The organism is Stenotrophomonas sp. YJH_SMC_101-4 (assembly GCF_059370395.1).
The window spans coordinates 715,335-732,972 of record NZ_JCAFTP010000003.1 but is presented as its reverse complement, the minus strand read 5'-3'; the positions used below and the strand labels follow the sequence as shown (position 1 = coordinate 732,972).

At 66.5% G+C, this 17,638-nt stretch carries 13 protein-coding genes; 8 read left to right on the top strand and 5 right to left on the bottom strand.

The genetic code is table 11. The features are described 5' to 3' along the window. Window positions 1–138: 138 nt before the first annotated feature. Complete coding sequence (locus tag AC5P8D_RS14205; RefSeq protein ID WP_010480813.1) at window positions 139–1,482, bottom strand: dicarboxylate/amino acid:cation symporter; 1,344 nt, start codon at window positions 1,480–1,482, stop codon at window positions 139–141. Window positions 1,483–1,814: 332 nt separating this feature from the next. Here AC5P8D_RS14205 and AC5P8D_RS14200 point away from each other — a divergent pair, with 332 nt between their 5' ends. The 3 genes from AC5P8D_RS14200 to AC5P8D_RS14190 all read left to right on the top strand — a co-directional run bounded on the left by AC5P8D_RS14200 (window position 1,815) and on the right by AC5P8D_RS14190 (window position 6,617). Continuing rightward, a complete protein-coding gene (locus AC5P8D_RS14200) occupies window positions 1,815–2,984 on the top strand; it encodes an OprO/OprP family phosphate-selective porin (RefSeq protein WP_049435327.1) in 1,170 nt (389 codons plus the stop codon). A 66-nt stretch (window positions 2,985–3,050) separates the two neighbouring features. After that, a complete protein-coding gene (locus tag AC5P8D_RS14195) occupies window positions 3,051–5,699 on the top strand; it encodes a hybrid sensor histidine kinase/response regulator (RefSeq protein ID WP_312383537.1) in 2,649 nt (882 codons plus the stop codon). A 531-nt stretch (window positions 5,700–6,230) separates the two neighbouring features. Next, window positions 6,231–6,617, top strand: coding sequence for a hypothetical protein (locus AC5P8D_RS14190; protein WP_071305841.1), 387 nt, complete (start codon window positions 6,231–6,233; stop codon window positions 6,615–6,617). An 83-nt stretch (window positions 6,618–6,700) separates the two neighbouring features. Here AC5P8D_RS14190 and AC5P8D_RS14185 read toward each other — a convergent pair whose 3' ends face one another. Genes AC5P8D_RS14185 through AC5P8D_RS14170 form a run of 4 tightly spaced genes read right to left on the bottom strand, consistent with a single transcriptional unit; the run spans window position 6,701 to window position 10,511 of the window. Further along, complete coding sequence (locus AC5P8D_RS14185) at window positions 6,701–7,357, bottom strand: response regulator (RefSeq protein ID WP_010480821.1); 657 nt, start codon at window positions 7,355–7,357, stop codon at window positions 6,701–6,703. 28 nt (window positions 7,358–7,385) lie between these two features. Beyond that, window positions 7,386–8,441 (bottom strand): ABC transporter substrate-binding protein, encoded by a 1,056-nt coding sequence (locus AC5P8D_RS14180; RefSeq protein WP_010480822.1) that lies wholly within the window; start codon window positions 8,439–8,441, stop codon window positions 7,386–7,388. Continuing rightward, window positions 8,438–9,829 (bottom strand): sensor histidine kinase N-terminal domain-containing protein, encoded by a 1,392-nt coding sequence (locus AC5P8D_RS14175; RefSeq protein ID WP_495203426.1) that lies wholly within the window; start codon window positions 9,827–9,829, stop codon window positions 8,438–8,440. The genes AC5P8D_RS14180 and AC5P8D_RS14175 overlap by 4 nt, the downstream gene beginning before the upstream one ends. Continuing rightward, a complete protein-coding gene (locus tag AC5P8D_RS14170) occupies window positions 9,822–10,511 on the bottom strand; it encodes a response regulator (RefSeq protein WP_099560031.1) in 690 nt (229 codons plus the stop codon). The genes AC5P8D_RS14175 and AC5P8D_RS14170 overlap by 8 nt, the downstream gene beginning before the upstream one ends. Window positions 10,512–10,787: 276 nt before the next feature. Between AC5P8D_RS14170 and AC5P8D_RS14165 the strand changes: the two genes are divergently transcribed. The 5 genes from AC5P8D_RS14165 to AC5P8D_RS14145 all read left to right on the top strand — a co-directional run bounded on the left by AC5P8D_RS14165 (window position 10,788) and on the right by AC5P8D_RS14145 (window position 17,286). Then, window positions 10,788–11,927: an OprO/OprP family phosphate-selective porin gene (locus AC5P8D_RS14165; RefSeq protein ID WP_065178330.1), complete on the top strand. Its 1,140-nt coding sequence runs from the start codon at window positions 10,788–10,790 to the stop codon at window positions 11,925–11,927. A 75-nt stretch (window positions 11,928–12,002) separates the two neighbouring features. Continuing rightward, entirely contained in the window at window positions 12,003–13,331 is a 1,329-nt protein-coding gene (locus AC5P8D_RS14160; protein WP_049411738.1) for a CitMHS family transporter, read from the top strand. Between the two features lie 24 nt (window positions 13,332–13,355). After that, window positions 13,356–14,096 (top strand): acetoacetyl-CoA reductase, encoded by a 741-nt coding sequence (phbB, locus tag AC5P8D_RS14155; protein ID WP_005419193.1) that lies wholly within the window; start codon window positions 13,356–13,358, stop codon window positions 14,094–14,096. Window positions 14,097–14,303: 207 nt separating this feature from the next. Next, window positions 14,304–14,828: a hypothetical protein gene (locus tag AC5P8D_RS14150; protein WP_019337118.1), complete on the top strand. Its 525-nt coding sequence runs from the start codon at window positions 14,304–14,306 to the stop codon at window positions 14,826–14,828. Window positions 14,829–14,988: 160 nt separating this feature from the next. Further along, the gene (locus AC5P8D_RS14145; RefSeq protein ID WP_053443495.1) at window positions 14,989–17,286 is read left to right on the top strand and encodes a TonB-dependent receptor; all 2,298 of its coding nucleotides are present in this window, start codon (window positions 14,989–14,991) and stop codon (window positions 17,284–17,286) included. Window positions 17,287–17,638 lie beyond the last annotated feature (352 nt).

Below are 17,638 nucleotides of genomic sequence, written 5' to 3'. Positions count from 1 at the left end.
CGACCGCACAATTCCGTGCCGTATGCGACGGTACCGGGATACCAGCTTCGGCGTCTGCCATGACAGCCATGGGACGCCCTGAAACGCCGCGGGGCCGTACCACTGTCGTGATCGGCCCCGCGGTACCACACACCTGGATCAGCCCCTGGCCGGCAGCGCCTCGGGCACGGCATCGATCAGCGGCGGCAGTTCGCTTTCGCGGCCATCCAGCGCCAGCTGCAGGCGGTTGCGGTCCAGCGCACCCTCCCAGCGCGAGACCACTACCGTGGCCACGGCATTGCCGATGAAGTTGGTCAGCGAGCGGCATTCGCTCATGAAGCGGTCCACGCCCAGGATCAGCGCCATGCCGGCCACCGGCACTTCCGGCACCACCGCCAGGGTCGCGGCCAGGGTGATGAAGCCGGCACCGGTGACGCCGGCCGCGCCCTTGGAGCTGAGCATGGCGACCAGCAGCAGGGCGATCTGGTGGCCCAGGGTCAGTTCGGTGTTGGTGGCCTGGGCGATGAACAGCGCGGCCAGGGTCATGTAGATGTTGGTTCCGTCCAGGTTGAACGAATAGCCGGTCGGGACCACCAGGCCCACCACCGACTTGCTGCACCCGGCGCGTTCCATCTTTTCCATCAGCGACGGCAGCGCCGACTCCGACGAGGAGGTACCCAGCACCAGCAGCAGTTCGGCCTTCAGGTAACGCGCAAGCTTGAACACCGAGAAGCCACACAGGCGGCAGACCAGGCCCAGGATCACCGCCACGAACAGGAACGCGGTGAGGTAGAACGAGCCCACCAGCCAGGCCAGGTTGATCAGCGAGCCGACGCCGTACTTGCCGATGGTGAAGGCGATTGCGCCGAAGGCACCGATCGGGGCGGCCTTCATCAGGATGTGCACCAGCTTGAACACCGGGGCGACCAGCGCCTCCAGGAAGTTCACGATCGGCTTGCCCTTCTCGCCCACCGATGCCAGCGCGATGCCGAACAGCACGGCCACGAACAGCACCTGCAGGATGTTGCCATCGACGAACGCGCTGAGCAGCGTCTTCGGGATGATGTCCATCAGGAAGCCGACCAGGGTCAGGTCATGCGACTTCTCGACGTAGCTGTGCACCGCGGTCTGATCCAGCTCGGCCGGGTTGATGTTCATGCCGGCGCCGGGCTGCACCACGTGCGCCACGATCATGCCGACGATCAGTGCCAGCGTGGAGAAGAACAGGAAGTACGCCATCGCCTTGGCGAACACGCGGCCCACCGTGCGCAGGTGGGTCATGCCGGCGATGCCGGTGACGATGGTCAGGAAGATCACCGGCGCGATGATCATCTTCACCAGGTTGATGAAGGCATCGCCGAGCGGTTTCATCTTCTCGCCGATCAACGGCTCGTAGTGGCCGAGGATGGCGCCCAGGACGATCGCCACGATCACCTGGAAGTACAGCTGGCGATAGATCGGCAACGGCTTTGCAGGCACCGGTGCTGCGGTCGGGATGTGCATGGCGGACTCCGGAAGGGGCGTTTTCAGGCACGTACGGCCCCGGGACTGCACGGGAACCGTAACCGTGGAAACTGATCGCAGGCCCTGTGCTGCACGCGCAGGGGGTGCGACCAATGGACGCCTTTGTACGCGCCGGGCACGCTGGCGCAGATAACCTATTGGTACTAGCCCCCCGGTTCAGGTGGCCGCGATGCCTACACTGGCGCCGCACCGCCCGATCACGGGGAGGCCGGTGGCCCGGGCTGAACGGCCGGGCGCGTCATTGCGAAAGTTCCGGCCCTTGCGGCCGTTGTTGTCCTGTCCACACGCAATCTGAGAGAGCCGCACCCAACATGCGCCCGATTCCCACCTTGCTGGCCCTGTCGCTGGCCGCCCTTCCCGCCTTCGCCTCGGCTGCCGATTTCGACAACTGGCCGACCAAGTACACCTTCGGCGACGGCACCGAGCTGGCCGCCACCGCCAACATCGCCTACGACTACAACGATTTTTCCTCGGGCAGCGGTCTTGAGGACGACGACGCCGTGCGCCGCAAGGAATTCGGTGCGACGCTGAAGAAGAAGGGCGTCTATGACGCGATGGTCTACTACGACTTCCAGTCCGACACCTGGCTGGACGTGTTCGTGCGCTTCGAAAGCAAGGCCTTCTTCGGCCGCGACATCGGCCGCTTCCGCTTCGGCTACATGAAGACCCCGGTTGGCCTGGACGCGAACACGTCTTCGCGCGCCGGCAGCTTCCTGGAAACCGCACTGCCCGTGCAGGCCTTCTACGCCGGCCGCCGCACGGGTGTGGAATGGGTGCTGGAGCGCCCGCAGTACCTGCTGCAGGCCGGCGCCTATGGCGGCAAGGACCTGCAGGGTGACAACCCCGGCACCACCCAGGCCGTGCGTGCGGTGTGGACCCCGGTGAAGGCGCCGGGTGATGTAATCCACCTGGGCCTGGCCTACTCGCAGGAAAATCCGCGTGGCTACAGCGATGGCCGCGACGTGCACCACGAGGCCAGCGCGCGCCTGCGCGCACGCCCGGAGGCCGGCCTGACCGACATCCGCTATGTCGATTCCGGCGCGCTGGTCACCGCCGACCAGATCCGCCGCACCGGCCTGGAAGGCATCTGGATCCGCGGCCCGTTCTCGCTGCAGGCCGAAGCCCTGCGCGCCACGGTCACCCGTCATGACGGCAAGCCCGACTACACCGGCAGCGGCCAGTACGCGATGGCCAGCTGGGTGTTGACCGGCGAATCGCGCCCGTACAACGCAGGTGCCGTGGCCAACATCAAGCCGGCGCACGACTACGGCGCGGTGGAACTGGTGGCCCGCTACAGCCGCATGGACCTCGACGATGGCAGCATCCTCGGCGGACGCCAGCACGACCTGACCCTGGGTGCGAACTGGTACCTGACCAGCCACTTCAAGTTCCAGGCCAACTACGTCAAGGTCGACGCCAGCCGTCGTGGCGTGCACAGCACGCCGGAGATCTTCGAACTGCGCGCGCAGATGCACTTCTGACCCCTTCCACGTCAGATCCCGGCGGGCGTGCACGCCACGCCCGCCGGCCCTGCGTAGACTGCCGCCATGTACTGGCTCAGCCGCCACCGGATGCTGTTGCTGACCATCCTGGTGATGGTCGGTGGCACCGTGCTGTGTGCGGTCGCCGCCGGCCACTACGCCTGGCGGCGTGCTCTGGGCGAGGAAAGCAGCCAGGTACAACGCCAGCTGCAGTTGTATGGACAGGGCCTGCAGCAGCGCATCGACCGCTTCGGCACGTTGCCGCAGGTGCTGGCGCTGGATCCGGATCTTCTGCACGCCCTGCGCGTACCGCCCTCGCCTGCCGAACGGCAGCGGCTGAACCTCAAGCTGCAACGCGCCAATGAGGTCACCCGCGCCTCGACCCTGACCCTGGTGGGCCACGACGGCGTGGCAGTGGCAGCCAGCAACTGGGACCAGCCGACCACCAATGTCGGCGAGAACTACAGCTACCGCCCCTACTACCGCCAGGCACTGGCGCAGGGCCGCGGCCGCTTCTACGGCATCGGCATGACCACCGGCGTGCCCGGCTACTACCTGTCGCAGGCCATCGAGGAAGACGGCAAGCGGCTGGGCGTGGTGGTGATCAAGGTCGAGCTGTCCGCCCTGGAACAGGAATGGTTGAGCAGCCCCGACGTGGTGCTGGCCAGTGACGACCACGACGTGGTCTTCCTGGCCAACCGAGACAACTGGCGCTACCGCCTGCTGCGCCCATTGGGCGCCGACGAACGCCGCGAGATGCTCGATGCCCGCCAGTACGCCGACCGCGCCCTGCAGCCATTGCGTGCACGTACCGAGGACGTGCTGGCCGACGGCGGCCGCATGGTGCGACTGCTGGATCCGGCACTGCCGCAGCCGATGCTGTGGCAGAGCCTGGCGCTGCCTGCCGAAGACTGGAACCTGCATCTGCTGCACGATGCCAGTGCGGCCACCTCTGCGGGTCGCGCGGCCGCGCTTACCGGCGGTGCGGCGTGGCTTGCACTGGGCTTCCTGGTGCTGTTCGTGCAGCAGCGCCGGCGCCTGGCCAAGCACCGCCTGCGCAGCCGCCGCGAACTGGAAACCCTGCTCAAGCAGCATGCCCAAGAACTGCGCACCGCACAGGATGGCCTGCTGCAGGCTGCAACCGACGCTGACAGCGGCCTCAGCCGCAGCCTGGCGCACCTGCCGCAGGGCGTGGTGGTGATCGACCGCGAACTGCGGCTGGTGGCATGGAATGCACGCTATCTGGAACTGTTCCGGTTCCCGGCAGACCTGGTGCGCGTGGGCCGGCCGATCGAGGAACTGTTTCGCTTCAACGCGCGCCGCGGCCTGCTCGGACCCGGCCCAGTGGACGAGGCCATCGAGCGTCGCCTGAACCACCTTCGCAGCGGCCGCCCGCACATGCGCGAGAGCGAGAAGGACGACGGCACGGTGCTGGAGATCCGCGGCAATCCCCTGCCTGATGGCGGCTTCGTCACCAGCTACGCCGACATCACCAGCTACAAGAACGCGGCGCGCGAACTGCGTTCGCTGGCCGACGCGCTGGAGCACCGTATCGCCGAGCGCACCCATGATCTGGATGAGGCACGCCGCGAAGCCGAGCAGGCCAACCGCTACAAGACCCGTTTCGTCGCCTCGGCGGTGCACGACCTGCTGCAGCCACTCAACGCAGCGCGCATGTTCGTCTCGGTGCTGCGCGGCAAGCTGAGTGATCCGGCGCAGCAGCAGACCAGTGACCACATCGACGCCGCACTGGCCGCGCAGGACGCGATCCTCAACAGCCTGCTGGATATCTCGCGACTGGAATCAGGATCGTTGCAGATCCGCGTACGCACGTTCGCACTTTCTCCGCTGCTAGAGACGCTGGCGCGCGAGTTCGGCATCGCCGCCCAGAGCCGTGGCCTGCAGCTTGACTGGGTGGATACCCGCGCAGTGGTGGTCAGCGACGAAGCCCTGCTGCGGCGGATCCTGCAGAATTTTCTGTCCAACGCGTTGCGCTACACCCCACGTGGGCGCGTGCTGATCGGCTGCCGGCGTGCAGGCGATCAACTGCGCATCGAAGTGCATGACCAGGGCCCGGGCATTCCGGAAAGCCTGCAGGGTGAGATTTTCGAGGAGTTCCGCCGGCTGAACGACGGCGTGGAACAGGAACGTGGCGCCGGCCTGGGCCTGGCCATCGTCGAACGCATCGGCCGCCTGCTCGGCCACCGCATCAGCCTGCGCTCTACACTGGGCAAGGGCAGCGTCTTCGCCGTGAGCGTAGCACTCGGGCGCGCCGACGATGTGATCGCACCTGCCGCAGCGCCGGTCATCGCGAGCGAACCCTCCGACGACAGCCCACTGCGAAAGTGCCGGGTGTGGAGCATCGACGATGATCCCCACGTCTGTGCGGCGACCCGTGCGCTGCTGGAGCGCTGGGGTTGCCAGGTGGAACTTGCCGACGGTCCGCAGGGGGCACTGGAAATCGCCAGTGCATTGAACGCACCGCAGTTGCTGCTGCTGGACGTGCGCATGGGGCAATGGCACGGACCGGACCTGTATGAAACGCTGTGCACGCTGTGGAAGGCGCGCCCGCCGGTGATCCTGGTGACCGCCGAGCGTGACGAGGCACTGAAAGCGCATGCCGCCGAGAACGGCTGGGGCTTCCTGCTCAAGCCGGTGCGGCCGCCCGCGTTGCGGGCATTGATGACGCAGATGCTGTTGCGGCATCGGGGGTAGGACGGCTCGGCCACGCGGGCGTCGCGTTGCCGGCGCACGGCTGGCTTTGCTCCTCGTTGATTCCGTACCGAATCCCCAAACCTCTTCGCGCGACAGCCACGGCCAAGAAGGAAATGGATGCGCCGCGTCATTGCGTAGGGCATGGAGAAATTCCGAGTGGAGAGAGAGCAGTCTCCTGACTGACCGGCGCTGCTGAGGATCAGTAGATTTCAATGTTCGGCTGATCGGCAGATCGTACTGAAGACAGCCACAGCCTACGGCCAAGGATCCAGCATGCCCTGCCATCACCTATCTATCGCCCCTCTCCGATACCTCCATCGAATCACAGCAATGCTCTTCTGCCTGTCCTGCGCGGGATGCATCGCTGACAGCACACCAGATCCGGACGTCAGCCTCAGGAGGGCCGCGACAGAAGCACAGGTTCCTCCAGCCATATCGAACGCGGACGCCTCACCGAACCCCGGCGTTCCGACAGCGTCCACGCATCGCGCAGCATCGTCGCTCGCGCTGCTTCGGTCAGAATCCGCACTCATGTTCAAGGACGGCATCTCGATCCTGGCCGCCGAGGACCTCCTGCAGTCAAGCAGAAAAATGTCGGATGCGATCAACCGCATGACACAGGATGCGGCTTCCAGCCCCGAGGCGCAGGACCTGACCCGGCACTATCGATCATCACTTGAACGTGCAATGGGTCAAGAAGGTGTACTTGAACGCTTTTCGTGTGGCCTGAGCATCTGCATCGGTATCGCCCGGACCCGAAGCAGCGCGGATCATGAGGCGTGGGGTCACAGGTTTGCGTCAGATGCATCCTCTCCCACTTACAGCTATGCCGAAGCGTCTGAGCATTCTTGGATGGGATACGAGAACAGGTTCATCTTCTCGACCGACCCGGAGATGAGTTCGATCAGCGGCAACTGACGCGCCAGACTCCGTTTTCGCGTTTGCGCAGTTGTTTCGAGCAGCTCAGAATGCTCTCGCCGGAGCCAAGTGCCCTGCCCAGGTCATCCATCCATCCCTGCCCGCGGGTCGCCTTCCGGCTCCAGCGCCTTCACCAGCACCGCGGCCTGTGTGCGGCTATGGCATTCGAGCTTCTTCAGGATTGCAGTGACGTGCACCTTCACCGTGTTCTCGGCCAGACCCAGCTCGTAGGCGATCTGCTTGTTGAGCAGGCCATCGGCCAGGCACAGCAGCACGCGGAACTGCTGCGGGGTCAGCTGGGCCAGGCGGCTGGCCAGCAGTGCGTCGGCCTCCGAACGCTCGGCCGCCATCGCCGGGAACCACAGGCCGCCATCCAGCACTGCCTGCACGGCCTCGCCAATGGTCTCGGCCGGGGCCGACTTCGGGATGAAGCCGGCGGCGCCGAACTGCTGCGCGCGGCGGATCACCCGCGGATGATCGTTGGACGAGAGGATTACCACCGGGATGTCCGGATGCGAGCCGCGCACATGCAGCAGCGCGGAGAAACCGTGTGCGCCTGGCATGGTCAGGTCGAGCAGCACCAGGTCCACATCCGGGTGCGCGTCGAGTGCTTCGGCCAATGCCTCGGCGCTGGCGACCTCGCGCACCTGCGCCAGCGGCAGGCTCTGCCGCAATGACTGCACCACCGCCGAACGCAGCAGCGGGTGGTCATCGGCGATCAGGATGGTGTATTCGCTCATGCGGCCATTGTACGGGCAGGCCGGAGCCTCAGCGCCCTGCCGGTTCCACGCTGCTGCGCCAGGCATCGAGGAACTGGCGGCGCTTGAGCGCGTCCAGATACACCAGCAGGCCCGGACCCAGCTGGATCGGGCGGCGGCTGCGGCCCGGCGCATCATCGCCGCGCGCGTTGCCGGTCACGATCGGCATCAGCCGTGCCTCGCGCGACAGCACCTGCTGGCCGCGTGGCGACAGCAGGTAGTCGAGGAAGCGCCGGGCTTCTTCCGGGTGCGGGCCGGTGCGCGGAATCACTGCGGTGCGCAGCACCACCAGCGTGTAGTCCTCGGGCTCCACAATGCCCAGCGGCGCGCCGGCATCAACGCGCGCCTGCGCGTAGGAGCCGAGCACGTTGTAGACCAGCGACAGCTGTCCGCTGGCCACCTTGTCCAGCAGCACGCCGGTGCGCTCCTCGCGCACCACGTCGTTGTCGCCCAGCGCGCCCAGCAACGCACCGGCGATGCTGCCACGCTGCGCATCCTGGGTAGACAGCAGGTAGCCGACGCTGCTGCGCTCGATGTCATAGGTGCCGACCCTGCCGCGCAGCGGTGCTCCCTCGGCGCGCAGCCGGTCCAGCAGCTGCCGACGCGTGTGCGGCACCTTCGCGGCCGGCAACATGCGGGTGTTGTAGACCATCACCACCGGCTCGTAGCTGATGCCGAAGGCCTCGTTGCGCCACTGTGCCCAGGCCGGCAGTGCAGCGGTCTGCGCCGAACGGTGTGGCAGCGCGTGGCCATCGTTGACCAGCTTGGTCTGCAGATCCATGCCGCTGGAGATCAGCAGGTCCGGCGATGCCGGCCCGCCGCGGTCGTGCAGGTAACGCGCGTACAGGTCCTGGGTGATGATGTCCTCGTACACCACCTCGGTGCCGGGATGCAGGCGCTGGTAATCGGCGATCACCACCGCGAACACTTCGATGTCGGTGGTGCCGTGAATGCGCAGCTGCGCAGTGGCCTTTGCCTGGGCCGGGAAACGGCGTACGTCGCCGGGCGCGGCCAGTACCGGCAGGGCCAGCAGCAAGGCAACGGCAGCAGCGAACAGGCGGATCATGGACTGCTCCGTGGCAGGCGGATGGTGGCGATCAGCCCGCCCTGCGGGCGGTTGCTGAGGTCGATGCGGCCGCCATGGCTGTCGACCACGCGCTTGACGATGGCCAGGCCCAGACCGGCGCCGCCGGACGGCGCGCCTTCGCCACGGGCGAAGCGCTCGAACACGCGTTCTGCATCAGCGGGGGCGATGCCTGCGCCATGGTCGGCAATGGTCAGCACCGCCTGACCGCCTTCCACGGTCAGCGCGATCTGCAACGGGCCCTCGCCGCCGTACTTCAGTGCGTTGTCGACCAGGTTCTTGATCGCCTCGCGCAGCAGCAGCGCGTCGCCGTGCACCTGCACCGGCTCGGCGGTCATCGCAAGTTGCACGCGCGGTGCCGGGCCGGCCTGCGGCAGGGCTTCATGCAGGGCCTGGTGCACGGTCTCGGCCAGGTCCACCGCCGCAAAGCGCTGCAGGTGCGAGCGATGGATCACGCTGGCATCGCTGAGCAGCTGGTTCAGCAACCGGCTCATGTGGGTGGCATTGCGCTCGATCGCCTGCAGGCTGCGCCGCATGTCTTCGGGGTCGTCGTCGTCCAGCGCAAGCTGTGCCTGCGCGCGCAGGGCAGCCAACGGCGTGCGCATCTGGTGCGCGGCCTCGGCCATGAATGCGCGCAGTGTCTCGTTGCTGCTGGACAGGCGTTCCATGAAGCGGTTCAACGCCGCCACCATCTGGTCCATCTCGCGCGGCACGCGCGCGTCGAGGGGCTTCAGGTCGGACGGTTCGCGGCGCGACAGCTCGCGTTCCACCCGCACCAGTGGGCGGAACGCGCGGTGCACGCCAAACGCCACCAGCGCCAGCAGCAGGCCGGACAGCACGCCGATCGCCAGCAGTGCGCGATTGACCATGTCCTGCGCCACGGCTTCGCGGGCACGCCGGGTCTGGCCCACCTGCACCTGCACCTCGCCCTGCGCCGAGGCCGCGGCGAAACTGCGGCCGACCACCACGAAGCGCACCGTTTCGCCGCTGTAGGCGGCGTCGAACAGCTGCGGTTGCGTGCCCTGACGGCGCGGCGGCGACGGCAGATCGCCATAACCTGTGATCAGGTTGCCGCGGCTGTCGGCCACCCGATAGAACACGCGGTCTTCCGGGGCCATCGCCAGCAGGTCCAGCGCGGCATAGGGCAGATCGACCTGCCACTGGCCGTCGACCAGCGCCACCGAATCGGCGATGGACAGCGCCGAAGACACCAGCAGGTGATCGTAGGAACGGTTCGCCGCACGCTGGCCATAGTCGCGCGCGGCGAACAGCAGCGCCACCGCGAACACCGCCAGCAGCGCGCCGAGGTAGAGCAGCAGCGTTCGCCGCAGCGAACCTGGCGCCGCGTTCGCAGCGCGTGCGTCAGCCATCGGCGTCGGCGCTGCCATCGCTGGCTTCCAGCAGGTAGCCGACACCGCGCACCGTGGTGATGCGCAGCGGTGCGCCGGCCAGCTTTCTCCGCAGGCGACCGACGTACAGCTCGATCGCATTCGGGCCGGCTTCGTCGTCGAAGCCGAACAGGCAGTTGCCGATCTCGTCCTTGCCGACCACCTGACCGAGGCGGCCGACCAGAATCTCCAGCAGCCGGTACTCGCGGTTGGGTAGCTCGATAGTCTCGCCGTCGAGACTGACCCGATGCGCGGCATTATCGAACTGGAAGCCGCCGATCTGCACCACTTCGCTGGCCTGGCCACGTGCACGCCGCAGCAGCACGCGGCAGCGCGCTTCGAACTCGCGGAAATCGAACGGTTTGCCCAGGTAGTCGTCGGCGCCGACATCCAGGGCCTGCACGCGGTCTTCAATGCCATCGCGCGCGGTCAGCATCAGTACCGGTGTGCTGTCGCCGCGCTCGCGCATGCCGGCCAGCACGCGCAGGCCATCGAGCTTGGGCAGGCCGATATCCAGTACCACCAGGTCGAAGCTCTGGTAACGCAGCACGCTGGCCGCCGCCAGGCCATCGGCCTGCCAGTCCACGGCGTGCCCACTGCGGCGCATGCGGCGGATGATCGCATCGGCCAGATCCGGGTTGTCTTCGACCAGCAGCAGGCGCATGGGCACACGTGTAGGAGCGGAACCAAATGCTACCGCATGCCGCCGGGTCCGCCCGCCGGTCATGGACCGGCGCTACCGGGATACGCCGCATGGGTAGCACAGGGTCGTGCCCGGCGGTGTTTTACGCTGCACCGCACAATCCGTTGACAGGACGATGACAGCTTGCCCGACCCAGACTGCGGCCGCGCACCGTCCGGTGCCCACGATTGCCGCGCGCCTGGCGCGCACCTGGGAGGGTTTGTGGAATTCACGTTTGCCTGGCGGCGTCCTGCCGCCATGATGGCGCTGGCTGCCCTGTCGGCGCCGGCCTTCGCTGCCGAAGACGACCGTCCGGTCACCGCCACCTTGGGTGGCCGCCTGCATCTGGACTTCGCTACCTTCGACAACGACAACCGCGGCACCCCGAACAAGGACGACACCGAAATCCGCCGCGCGTGGGTTGACGTATCCGGCAAGTTCTTCGTGGTCGACTACAAGCTGGAGGCCGATTTCTCCGGCGACCGCGTCGAGGCCAAGGACGTGTACCTGGCGCGCAGCTTCGGCAAGGCCGGCAAGCTCACCGTCGGCCAGTTCAAGCAGTACTTCTCGCTGGATGACCGCACCAGTTCCAACTACGGCAGCTTCCTGGAGCGCGGCAACGCCGGCACCACGCTGGCGCCGCTGTACCGCCTGGGCGCTTCGTGGCAGGCCAACCCGGGTGACTTCACCTGGGCCGCCAGCATCTACAGCCTGGAAAGCATCGACGCCTGGCAGGTGAAGGGGCGTGCTGCCGGTGGCCGTGTCACCTGGGCGCCCTCGCCCGCCGATGGCGACGTGCTGCACCTGGGCCTGTCGCTGGCCCGCGAGGCCTATGACAACCCCGGCGCGAACGGCGTTCCGGGCCTGAAGATCCGACCACGCCCGGCCGGCCACCTGTCCGATGAAAGCCGCCTGACCCTTGTCGACTTCTCCGCCGGCCGCGATACCGACGTCAACAAGTGGTCGCTGGAATACGCGCAGGTGCGCGGCCCGCTGTCGTGGCAGGGCGAGTTCAGTGGCGCCACCTTCGATGACGGTGCGCAGCGTGGCGACGTGATGGCCGCCTACGGCATGGTCAGCTGGTTCGTCACTGGCGAAAGCCGTGCCTACGACCGCAAGACCGGCCGCTTTGCGCGGGTGAAGGACATCCGCCACAAGGCCGGCGCGTTCGAAGTAGCGCTGCGCTACGACCAGATGTGGGGCGCGCAGCATCTCGATGGTGCGCCGGACCTGCGCCGCGGCAGCACCGAGGCGTGGACGCTGGGTGGCAACTGGTACCTGCGCGACAACCTGCGCTTCATGCTCAACGTGATCGAAAGCCGCAACCGCGACCGCTTGGCCGGGGTGACGGTGGACCGCACGCGCGCGGTCACCGGACGCCTGCAGTACGACTTCTAAGCCCGAATTCCCGGGCATGCCGCCCGGGCCCCTTCCACTCCCCCACGTCCTGTATTCGCAAGGAGTCCGCAGATGATGCTGAGCATCCTCGGCTTTGGCATGGTCATTACGTTCATGTACTTGATCATGAGCAAACGCCTGTCGCCGCTCGTCGCCCTGATCACCATTCCCATCCTGTTCGCGCTGATCGGCGGCTTCGGCGCCGGCATCGACGAGATGATGCTGGAAGGCATCAAGAAGATCGCACCGACCGGCGTGATGCTGATGTTCGCGATCCTCTACTTCGGGGTGATGATCGATGCCGGCCTGTTCGACCCGCTGGTGCGGGTGATCCTGCGCTTCGTCAAGGGCGATCCGATGAAGATCGTGCTCGGCACCGCGGTGCTGGCGATGCTGATCTCGCTTGATGGCGATGGCTCGACCACCTACATGATCACCGTCTCGGCGATGCTGCCGCTGTACCAGCGTCTCGGCATGAACGCGCTGAACATGACCTGCGTGACCATCCTGGCCGGCGGCGTGATGAACCTGACCCCGTGGGGCGGCCCGACCGCACGCGCGGCCACCGCGCTGCACGTGGACCCGGCCGATGTGTTCGTGCCGCTGATCCCGTCGATGGTGATCGCCTGCGCCGGCGTGCTGCTGCTGGCCTGGTACCTGGGCCTGAAGGAACGCCGTCGCCTGGGTGTTGTGACCCTGCCCAAGGGCGGCAGCTGGATGGACAACAGCGTGTCCGACGACAGCAACGCGCTGCCGACCGTGGAAGATGCCGAAGACATCAAGCGGCCGAAGCTGCTGTGGGTGAACCTGGCACTGACCGTGGCGCTGATGACCGCGCTGATCATCGGCGTGCTGCCGATGCCGGTGCTGTTCATGGTCGGCTTCGCCATCGCCCTGGTCATCAACTACCCGAACCTGGCCGAGCAGCGCCGCCGTGTGGTCAACCACGCCGGCAACGTGCTGTCGGTGGTGTCGCTGATCTTCGCCGCGGGCATCTTCACCGGCATCCTCAACAACACCGGCATGGTCGAAGCGATGTCGCACAGCTTCCTGGCGGTGATTCCGGAGTCGTGGGGCCCGTACCTGGCGGTGATCACGGCGGTGGCGTCGATGCCGTTCACCTTCTTCATGTCCAACGACGCGTTCTACTTCGGCGTGCTGCCGATCCTGTCCGAGGCGGCCAGCAACTACGGCATCACCCCGGTGGAAATGGCGCGCGCCTCGCTGGCCGGCCAGCCGGTGCACCTGCTCAGCCCGCTGGTGCCCTCCACCTACCTGCTGGTGGGCCTGGCCAAGGTCGAGTTCGCCGACCACCAGAAGTTCACCCTGAAGTGGGCCATCGCCATCTCGATGCTGCTGATGATCGGCAGCCTGCTGTTCGGCCTGTATCCCCTCGCCGCCTGACCCTTTGCCAAGGAGCCTTCTGCAATGACGCTTCGAATCGCTTACGTCACCAGTGGAATGGGCAGTGTCGGCACTGCCATCTGCCAGAGCCTGGCCCGCAGTGGCCACACCGTGGTCGCCGGTTGCGCGCCGAACTCGCCGCGCAAGGCCAACTGGCTGCGCGAGCAGCGCGAACAGGGCTTCGATTTCATCGCCTCGGAAGGCAACGCCACCGACTGGGCTTCGACCAGCGCCGCGTTTGCCAAGGTGCGAGCGGAAGTGGGCGAGGTCGATGTGCTGGTCAACAACTCCGGCGGCAGCCGTGATCTGCTGTTCCGGCAGATGACGGTGGAAGACTGGAACGCGGTGATCGCCTCCAACCTCAATGCGCTGTTCAACCTTACCAAGCAGGTGGTGGACGGCATGGCCACGCGTGGCTGGGGCCGCATCATCAACATCGGTTCGGTCAGCGCCCACAAGGGCCAGATCGGGCAGGTGAACTACGCCACCGCCAAGGCCGCGATGCACGGTTTCAGCCGTGCACTGGCTGCCGAAGTGGCCTCGCGCGGCGTCACCGTCAACACGCTGTCGCCGGGCTACATCGCCAGCCAGGCGATCAGCAGCTTCCCGCCGGATGTGCTGGACCGGCTGGCGGCGTCGGTACCGGTGCGTCGCCTGGGCCGCCCCGAGGAAGTGGCCGGCCTGTGCGCCTGGCTGGCCTCGGATGAAGCCTCGTATGTGACCGGTGCCGACTATCCGGTCAACGGCGGTCTGTACATGGGTTGAGCCCGTCTCCACGCAAGGCGTGGACCGCCTCCCCCACGGAGTGCGCGGGGCCGGTGAACCTTCGCTTGCGAGGGGGATCCGGCCCCTTTTTGTTTCTGCATTTTCGGGACGTATTGCCCGATACATCGGCAGAACCGGTGCTATACCTGCCAACGCTCGCCGAGCCCGATGGATGAACGGCCGGAATCGCGGATCAAGGAGGTTGGCATGCGTGCATTGCTGATTGCGCTTCTCGTGGTCGCCACCCCGCCACTGGCGGCCACCCCACCTGCTGCCACTGCGGATGAGGCGGATGCAACCTGGCGGCTCGTGGAACGCTGGTCCTTGCAGCTGGCACGCTCTGACCTTGTCGCGCAGCTATCACCCCTGGCTCCGGCCGGCTCGCGTTCGGAAGCAAGAATGGGCCGGGGCGACAGCGCCACCATCGATCTGGCGCCATTCGTGGTCGCTGGGAGGATCAAGGGGCCCTCTGGCCAGATCTACACCGACGCGTCGGGGCGAATCATCAAAGGCATTACGCTGCGGCTGAGCGGCGCCTGCATCTCGCGAAAGCAGATGGGTCGTCGCTACCCCGACTTCAATGTCCTTTCCGTGCCGTCAGGGCATAGCCTGGACGAGTCGACGGTGTTCGGCACAGTAGTGAACGGCATCCAGATCGGGTTCTCATTCTCCGAACATGACCGCGACTGCATGGACCAGCTCAAATTGAGCTGGCCTGGGGAGCGCTTCTGATTCCCACCGGCCTACCACCATGACGAACATGTTGCAGGACACGCACCACTGCCCTGCATCGTTCGTTGGTTTTTCGTAAAGAAGGTTTCATGTTCCGTTCGCATAGTGGCCATGCACCGCGCACGCGTGCCGGTGACCACCCCCAATGCAACGGACCACCATGCAGACCCGACACCTGACGATCGCCGTGGCGATCGCGCTCTCCGCCGCCGCCAGCGCCCATGCCGCCACCGCCGCCGATACCGGCGCCAGCACCGATGCCGCGCTGAGCGCGCAGACGCTGGATACCGTCTCCGTGATCGGCCAGGGCGAGACCCGCCAGGTGCAGCGCATCACCACCGTCGACAAGCAGGTGCTGCCGCCGGGCACCAGCGGCCAGAAGATCCTCGACCGCCTGCCGGGCGTGTCGGTGCAGTCCAACGACGCCTTCGGTGCCAACGAAGAATCGCAGACCATCAGCCTGCGCGGCTTCGACAAGAGCCGCCTCGGCTATACGCTGGACGGCATTCCGCTGGGTGACAACAGCTACGGCAACTACAACGGCCTGAGCATTGCCCGCGCGATCATCGCCGAGAACCTGGCCGGCGCAGAGTTGTCGCAGGGCATCGGCTCGCTGGGCGTAGCGTCGACGAGCAACCTGGGCGGCACCATCCAGTACTTCTCGATGGACCCGTCCACCGAATTCGGTGGACGCGCCAGCGTCACCGTGGGTGACAACAACCAGCGTCGCGGCTACCTGCGCGTGGATACAGGCGACATCAATGGTTTCTCGGCCTACGTGTCCGGCGTGCACCAGGACCAGGACATGTGGGCCGCGCCGTACCAGAACCAGACCACCCGCCAGTTCAACGCCAAGGCCGTGTGGAATGTCGGCGACCACCGCTTCGGTGCGTTCGTGGCGACCTCGCGCGCCAGCCAGGCCAACTACGCCTACCTGTCCAAGGACATGCTGGCACGTGGCCTGGGCTACGACTGGAACATCTATGCACCGGACTGGGATCGCGCTGTCGCTGCCGCGTACTGCGCACCGGGCACCTACAACAAGGCACGCTGCAAGTTCAGCGGCGGCGTCAACAGCATCGACGATGCCTACTACCAGAGCCGCGCGCTGCGCGACGACAACCTCTATTCGGTCGATGCCGACCTGCGCCTGGGCGAGCAGGGCCGCCTGAAGCTGCTGGCCTACCACCACGACAACCGTGGCCAGGGCCACTGGTGGGCACCGGGCCAGCCGTCCTACCCGGGTACCGACAAGATGCTGCCGATCTCGATCCGCAGCACCAACTACACGATCAACCGCGATGGCCTGACCGCCGCGCTGTCGTGGACGGTGGGCATCCACGAACTGGAAGCCGGCCTGTGGTACGAGCAGAACGACCATAACGTGTCGCGCAACTTCTACTACATCAGCGGCCCGTTCCTGGACGACCTGTACCTGAAGAACCCGGACCGCCTGCTGTTCAACCAGGACTTCGACATCCGCACGCGCCAGTTCTACGTGCAGGACCGCATGCGCTTCCTGGACCAGCGCCTGACCGTGGATGTCGGTATCAAGAGCCCGAACACCCGCATGCGCGCCATCGCCCAGCCGGGCGTGGAAACCCGCATCGCCTCGGGCACGCTGACCGCCAAGAAGTCGGTGCTGCCGCAGGTGGGCCTGGGCTTCAAGCTCAACGCCAACAACGAGCTGTTCGCTTCGTACGCAGAGAACATCGCCGCCTTCGTCGGTGGCGGCAGCGGTGGCCCGTTGCAGGTGTCGCCGGAATCGTTCGCGGCCAGCGCCGGCCTGGAGCCGGAGAAGTCCAAGAGCCTTGAAGCCGGCTTCCGTACCTTCGGCGAGAAGTACCAGGCCTCGATCGCCGCCTACAACGTGAAGTTCGACAACCGCCTGCTGTCGCTGAACCCGTGCTCGAGCATCGAAGTCGGCACGCGTCCGGAGTGCGTGACGCGCTTCATCAACGTCGGTTCGGTGAAGAGCCACGGTGCGGAGCTGACCTTCATCCTCAAGCCGATCGACGGCCTGCAGTGGTACAACGCGCTGTCCTGGAACAAGACCACCTACGAGGATGACTACACCTCGGGCGGCGCGATCGTGCCGGTGGCCGGCAAGATCACGGTGGATACGCCGCAGCGCATGGCCTCCAGCGAGATCAGCTGGAACCGCGATGGCTTCTTCGCCAGCCTGCGTGCCAAGTACACCGGCAAGCGCTACTACACCTACACCAACGACCAGTCGGTGCCGGGCGTGACCACCTTCGACGCCGGTGCGGGCTACGACTTCGGCCCGGGCCTTGGCCTGCGCAACGTGCGGGTGTCGTTGAACGCGACCAACCTGACCAACAAGCGCTATGCCGGCCAGCTGAGTTCGTTCGCGCCGACCGATCCGAAGGGCACGCGGTATGCGATCCACGCGAGCGCGCCGCGGCAGCTGTTCATGACGGTGGCGGCGGAGTTCTAAGTCAAAAGCGGGCGCTGCGGCGCGTTGATTGTTCCTGCATGGCGCGGGTAGGCAGGCCCATGCAGGACACGCCGTAAACCCATCCATGGGGGCTCGATCGGCGCATCCATGCGCCTCACGGTCCTGCATGGGCCTGCCTACCCCCGCTGGACAGTTCCCCGCGCCGGCGCGGAGGGAATGGAAAGCAAGAGCAACAGCAAAAGCAAAGAGCCGGGCAATGCCCGGCTCTTTGCTTTTCAAGCGCAATCCCTCTGGTGGACCTGCTGCCGCGCCCGCAGGAAATTGTCTGGAGGAGGCGGGGCACCCTGGTCAGGACCGTTGGCGCCATGGATGGCGCCATCGAGCACCATGG

Coding starts and splice junctions, on each gene's coding strand:
- phbB (WP_005419193.1), top strand. CDS start 13,356: ATGACGCTTCGAATCGCTTACGTCACCAGTGGAATGGGCAGTGTCGGC.
- AC5P8D_RS14195 (WP_312383537.1), top strand. CDS start 3,051: ATGTACTGGCTCAGCCGCCACCGGATGCTGTTGCTGACCATCCTGGTG.
- AC5P8D_RS14205 (WP_010480813.1), bottom strand. CDS start 1,482: ATGCACATCCCGACCGCAGCACCGGTGCCTGCAAAGCCGTTGCCGATC.
- AC5P8D_RS14145 (WP_053443495.1), top strand. CDS start 14,989: ATGCAGACCCGACACCTGACGATCGCCGTGGCGATCGCGCTCTCCGCC.
- AC5P8D_RS14185 (WP_010480821.1), bottom strand. CDS start 7,357: ATGAGCGAATACACCATCCTGATCGCCGATGACCACCCGCTGCTGCGT.
- AC5P8D_RS14175 (WP_495203426.1), bottom strand. CDS start 9,829: ATGGCTGACGCACGCGCTGCGAACGCGGCGCCAGGTTCGCTGCGGCGA.
- AC5P8D_RS14165 (WP_065178330.1), top strand. CDS start 10,788: ATGATGGCGCTGGCTGCCCTGTCGGCGCCGGCCTTCGCTGCCGAAGAC.
- AC5P8D_RS14180 (WP_010480822.1), bottom strand. CDS start 8,441: ATGATCCGCCTGTTCGCTGCTGCCGTTGCCTTGCTGCTGGCCCTGCCG.
- AC5P8D_RS14170 (WP_099560031.1), bottom strand. CDS start 10,511: ATGCGCCTGCTGCTGGTCGAAGACAACCCGGATCTGGCCGATGCGATC.
- AC5P8D_RS14200 (WP_049435327.1), top strand. CDS start 1,815: ATGCGCCCGATTCCCACCTTGCTGGCCCTGTCGCTGGCCGCCCTTCCC.
- AC5P8D_RS14150 (WP_019337118.1), top strand. CDS start 14,304: ATGCGTGCATTGCTGATTGCGCTTCTCGTGGTCGCCACCCCGCCACTG.
- AC5P8D_RS14160 (WP_049411738.1), top strand. CDS start 12,003: ATGCTGAGCATCCTCGGCTTTGGCATGGTCATTACGTTCATGTACTTG.
- AC5P8D_RS14190 (WP_071305841.1), top strand. CDS start 6,231: ATGTTCAAGGACGGCATCTCGATCCTGGCCGCCGAGGACCTCCTGCAG.